6 protein-coding genes are annotated in these 5,193 nt (G+C 35.4%); all 6 read right to left on the reverse strand.

From position 1 onward, the window contains the following. On the reverse strand, positions 1 to 727 hold a 727-nt coding region (locus tag BZG81_RS15230), incomplete at its 3' end, for a hypothetical protein (RefSeq protein WP_077677792.1). Position 728: 1 nt separating this feature from the next. Continuing rightward, a complete protein-coding gene (locus BZG81_RS15235) occupies positions 729 to 1,427 on the reverse strand; it encodes an acylneuraminate cytidylyltransferase family protein (RefSeq protein ID WP_241827405.1) in 699 nt (232 codons plus the stop codon). Then, positions 1,417 to 2,883 (reverse strand): aminotransferase class I/II-fold pyridoxal phosphate-dependent enzyme, encoded by a 1,467-nt coding sequence (locus BZG81_RS15240; RefSeq protein ID WP_077677793.1) that lies wholly within the window; start codon positions 2,881 to 2,883, stop codon positions 1,417 to 1,419. Before BZG81_RS15240 ends, BZG81_RS15235 begins: the two co-directional genes overlap by 11 nt. Positions 2,884 to 2,886: 3 nt before the next feature. Then, on the reverse strand, positions 2,887 to 3,732 hold the full coding sequence (locus tag BZG81_RS15245) for a sugar phosphate isomerase/epimerase family protein (RefSeq protein ID WP_077677794.1): 846 nt from the start codon (positions 3,730 to 3,732) through the stop codon (positions 2,887 to 2,889). Continuing rightward, positions 3,732 to 4,376 (reverse strand): NeuD/PglB/VioB family sugar acetyltransferase, encoded by a 645-nt coding sequence (locus BZG81_RS15250; protein WP_077677795.1) that lies wholly within the window; start codon positions 4,374 to 4,376, stop codon positions 3,732 to 3,734. The genes BZG81_RS15245 and BZG81_RS15250 overlap by 1 nt, the downstream gene beginning before the upstream one ends. Then, positions 4,369 to 5,193: N-acetylneuraminate synthase family protein (locus BZG81_RS15255; protein WP_131826443.1), on the reverse strand; the 825-nt coding region annotated here is incomplete at its 5' end. The genes BZG81_RS15255 and BZG81_RS15250, both read right to left, overlap by 8 nt.

Here is a 5,193-nt window from a genome sequence, read left to right on the forward strand (position 1 = left end):
CTCTACGGTGCGCAATGTAAACTAAGTCTGATTTTTTACTTTTAGTTAAGGAAACTATCTTATCTATTTTTTTTATAGTAAGGATGATATCCTCTTTTACAACACCTGCTTCTTTTAATGGTGAGCCTATAATAAAATGCTTATTGCTTTTCGGATAATCATAAAGCTTAGATTTTAAAAAGGAATATCTATTCGTGTGGAGACAATCGCCTTTAGTAAGTTTATTCGATATATCATACACACTGAAAAAATGAACACCTTGCTTTAGAGTGATATCAAACCCCAGCCCGAACTTGCATAAAGTTGTTATTAATCTTATCTTTACACTTGGCTTTTTTGACCTTTCAATTCTTAATGTTGCAGTACCATCATCAACGGTAACAACTTTTTTAGGTTTTATTTTATTTATCAAAACTCTTGAAGCAAGTGATCTATATTCCCCGATCACGCAATACTCGATATTATATTTAGAATAACGTTTAGCTAACATCCTAACTTGTTCTCTATGGAGAAAAAGGCTTTTGACTCCCCCATTTATATTAAATATTACTTTATCATCATAACCAAAAAAGTTTAAAACAAATTCAATCTGCGCTAAATTTGTCTCAGACATCGTTCCATCAGATAGGATAATAAAAAGATCTTTGCCTTGTTTATTGTCCTTGCATGAGACAAACTCAATAGCATTAAGTGCTTGTAATGGTGACTCAATAAAAAACAGATTCATATTACTTATTTTTCATTAAAAACTCAGCGAATTTAAAGTCAAGCTCAGTGTCTATGTCAACTGATTTCTCAGCTGACATAACTCTAGCTTTTACTTCACTAGAGTAATATCTTCCACCATACCTTCTTAAATACTCTACTCTGTAGGCGTAAATAGCACCGTTTAGCCTATAGTATTGGGGTAAGTCTTGGCTACGCTTCGATCCGATAGTAGAGTTAATGAATTCTCCCATCCTTAGATCTTGTGGCAACGTATTACTCCAAAGAGGAGTATGCTCACATTCACACACTGAAACTACTCCACTCAAATCACTATCTAGTAGATCATGTACAAACAAACTTATATCTTGTTCATCTCGCAATGGTGATGTTGGCTGAAGCAAAACGACAATATCAGAAGGAGATAACTGTAATTGATTAACTGCATGCAACATCACATCATCAGTAGAAGCGTAATCAGTTGCTAAGTCTGCGGGACGTATAAATGGTACCTCAGCTTTAAATGCTATTGCAGTTTTCTTAATTTCTAAGCAATCTGTGCTAACAACTACGCTATCAATTTCAACACAATTTAGGGCAGCATCTATTGTCCAGCCTATAAGTGGCTTACCGGCCATAGGTAAAAGATTTTTATTCGTTAATCTTTTACTACCTCCCCTCGCAGGAATTAAAGCTACTACCTTAGCCTTTCTAGTCATCATACATCATCTCTTTAAAATCGGAAAAATTTTCAATAGTTGCTAGAATATCAATACAGATATCCTTAATTTCTGACTCTTCTAAACTCACAGATGTCGGCAAACTAATTCCTCGAGCTGCTATACGTTCAGATACACCATTTATACTTCTACGATACGATTGAAATGCAGGTAGTTGAGACATTGGATAAAACACCGGCCTAGTGTCGATGCCACGTTTAGCTAGCTTATCACTTAAACTATCTCTGTCTATACTAATAGAGTCTTTCAGTATAGCAGTAAAAAGCCAATAACTTTGATCATGATTTTTGTCTACCTTTTGAACGTCAAAGTAGCCTGAGTTTAAGAGATATTTTTTGTACCAGGAAAAGATCTTCATCCGCTTTTCCCTGAAGCTGGATAATTGCTCGAATTGAGCACATCCTACAGCAGCTTGAAGATTAGTTAATCGATAGTTAAATCCAACACATTCATGCCAGTATCTTTTACCTGGCGTCATTCCGTGATCTCGTAATATTTTTGCTCTATTATATATACCTTCATCTCTGAAGATAACAGCTCCTCCTTCACCACAGGTAATAACTTTATTACCAAAGAAAGAGAATGTTCCCGCATTACCGAACGTTCCAACGTGCTTATTATCTATAGTAGAACCGAGCGCTTCAGCGCAGTCTTCAATAACGAGTAAGCCATTATCTTCAGCAATATTTATGATTTCTTTCATATTGCAAGGGACACCATAAATATGCACGGGCATTATTGCTTTCGTTTTTTTATTGATATTTTTATTTATTTGATGGGTACATATATTCCAATCATCTTCATTCACATCAACAATAACCGGCTTAGCTCCTGCTAGAATCACSGCATTGAGAGTGGCTCCAAATGTTATATCTGGGACTATAACCTCATCTCCAGGCCCGACACCCAAACTCACAAGTGATAAATGTAACGCAACTGTACCGTTACTCACAGATAAGACGTATTCACTACCTGTATAGTTCTTAATGCTATTCTCGAATTCGGTTACGTACTTACCTTGAGACGAAATCCAATTAGTTGTTATACATTTTGTAATATATTCAAGCTCGTTTCCTCCTAGTAATGGTTCGAGCACTGGCGTGCGCGTCATCCTAGAGGACGAAGCAAAGTCAACTATCTTTCTATGCTCATCAACTAACGGTATTAACTTAATCTTGTCACTTAGTAATGCCTGTATATCTTGAGTTTTGGCGTTGTGAGATAAGAATTGACACTCTTTATTACAAATATCAATGACTGAACTATCTGTAGTTTTGCCATTTATTATCGCTCTTCTAATATCTCCATCAGTTAGCACTCCCAAAAGAGTAAGATCATCGACCACAAATAAAAGCCCTTGAGCATTGTTGTCTATTTTTATTAGCGCTTCTCTTAATAAGGAACTATAATCAATACATAAATCTTCTAGGCTTAGCATGGTTCACCTCAGTATTTCAGACAGTAGAACATATTGTGCTTCCAACATTTCTATGTCTGATAAGTATATTTCTAATGAATAATAATCTAGATCTTTTCTAATGTAGTCGACAAACCAAGAGTCTCTTGTAAACGGTTGATTGCTGTCTTCTAAACCATTGTTATCACTTATATGGTAAGCAGCAGTGACATCCCTAAACTCTAACAAGTATCCAACGGGATCAAAAGAAAGTGTATTTGCCGATACTTTCAAATGAGCAACATCAACTAACAACTTAACATTTTCATTGACATTATCAAAGATATATCTTGTTTCTGAAGACTCTGTCATCAAAAGAGGATCACAGCCAAAAGATGCGAAATTATTTGCTGAAATAACATTATTTTCTATAAGTAATGTTATCCCTTTACTTTTTGCGAAATCAGCAAGTATATTTACGTTTTGTATAAATTGCTTAAGACCACTTTTCCTATCATTAAGCTTTTTTTTCTTAATAGACTTACCAAGCTCTGAGGCTTGAGGATCGAGCAAATAACCAGCATGAAAGCTAAAATATTTACCTTTATATTGAGATGTCAAATTAATAGCATTTTTTGCGTGTTCCATACTAGCTCTAACTATTTCATCATTACAACTTGCTAGATTAAAAACAAATGGTACTTTAGGCACAGGGAAATAGTTATGAAGTGCAATTTCGAAGTGCTTTGACACTTCATTTAAGTCTTGTTCTAGTGAATCGCTATGTTTACCACCCGACAATTCTAAACCTTGAACAACATCGTTTTTAAACAATTTTGACGTTTCTAAAAAACTGCTAGATGAGAAGCCACCAGTAGAAATATATATCATTATTTTTTCACCTTAGCTGGAATTCCTATGTAGGTTTTTCCATCAACACTAACATTGGTATTTAGCAGTGCACTTGCACCCAGCGATGTGCCTGTCCGTACTGACAAGAAAGGGAGGACTATCGAACCCACTCCTAAAAGCACTAAATCACTAATATTGACGTTACCACATATTACAGAGCTAGGAGCGATATGGTTGTGACATCCAATTAGACAATCATGCTCTATAATAGCGCCAGTGTTTACTAGGTTGTTGTCACCAATTTCCGACTGAGCATTAATTACAACATAATGAGATATAACATTTCCTTTACCCAGTTTAACAGTTCTGTCTACGTAGGCTGTTTTCGCGGATACATTGGGTAATTTAAATCCATACTGCGTTAGGACTTTAAATATCTTTTTTCTTTTTTTATTTTCACCTATCGCTATAAACAAATCTAAGTGAACATAAGAGCTTGGATTACTAAGTAGCTCATTGAAACTGAGCTTAACTTTATATCCACTCTTTTCTTCATTTGGATCATAGTCATCAGATATATCAACCAGGCCAATGATTTCATAACATTCACCAGCGGACTCTACAATGGATATTACAGAATGGGCATGACTACCACAACCTATAATTAGACATTTCTTATTCAACTTTAAAGTCCCCTAATTTGAGCACCTCACCAGCATGTAGTTTTTGTGTGCTTATTGATCCTATAATTGACTTTAAATCTATTTCATATAAGCCTGTCCCAGGCCGCTTTAAAACAAACATATCGGCAGTGAGCATTGTTCCCTTTTCAATATTTCTTGCCAGAAACAAGCTCTTTCTCGAAACTTTTCTCATTTGAATTTCTTCTGCCTGGACTGATTTTATGGGAGTTCCTAAAGCGATCTCTGTTGTACGAATAGCATCCACAAGCTCTTTAAATTCTTCAGGGTCACTTGATGCTTTATGGTCCGGCCCATCCATTGATTTATCTAGCGTAAAGTGTTTTTCAATTATTGTAGCTCCAAGGGCTATTGACGCTACTGCTGGAAGCGTACCAAGAGCATGATCTGAGTAGCCCACTTCACAATTGAAAGCGTTTTTTAGAGTATTCATTACTTTAAGATTTAAACTTTCGATTGCACATGGGTAATTTGACACACAGTGAAGAAGCGTAAAATCGCACTTGTTTTTTCGATATATATTTACCACTTCTTCTATTTCGCCAAGTGTAGCCATGCCAGTTGATACAATCGCATGCTCTGCATTTCTTGAAATATAATCATGAAGAGATAAATCGACAATATCTGCTGACGCAGTTTTGAATTTTTTCACACCAATAGATACTAAAAACTTAGCGCTTTCAATATCGTAGGGCGTCGAGATGAAATCGATATCTAAACTTTTACAATAATCAAAAACAGGAATATGATCATCATATGAAAACTCTAATTTTTTTATCATTTGATAATGACTTTCGTC

The sequence above is a fragment of the Salinivibrio sp. MA607 genome (genome assembly GCF_001996245.1).
Lineage (GTDB): Bacteria > Pseudomonadota > Gammaproteobacteria > Enterobacterales > Vibrionaceae > Salinivibrio > Salinivibrio costicola.

Coding starts and splice junctions, on each gene's coding strand:
- BZG81_RS15235 (WP_241827405.1), bottom strand. CDS start 1,427: ATGATGACTAGAAAGGCTAAGGTAGTAGCTTTAATTCCTGCGAGGGGA.
- BZG81_RS15245 (WP_077677794.1), bottom strand. CDS start 3,732: ATGATATATATTTCTACTGGTGGCTTCTCATCTAGCAGTTTTTTAGAA.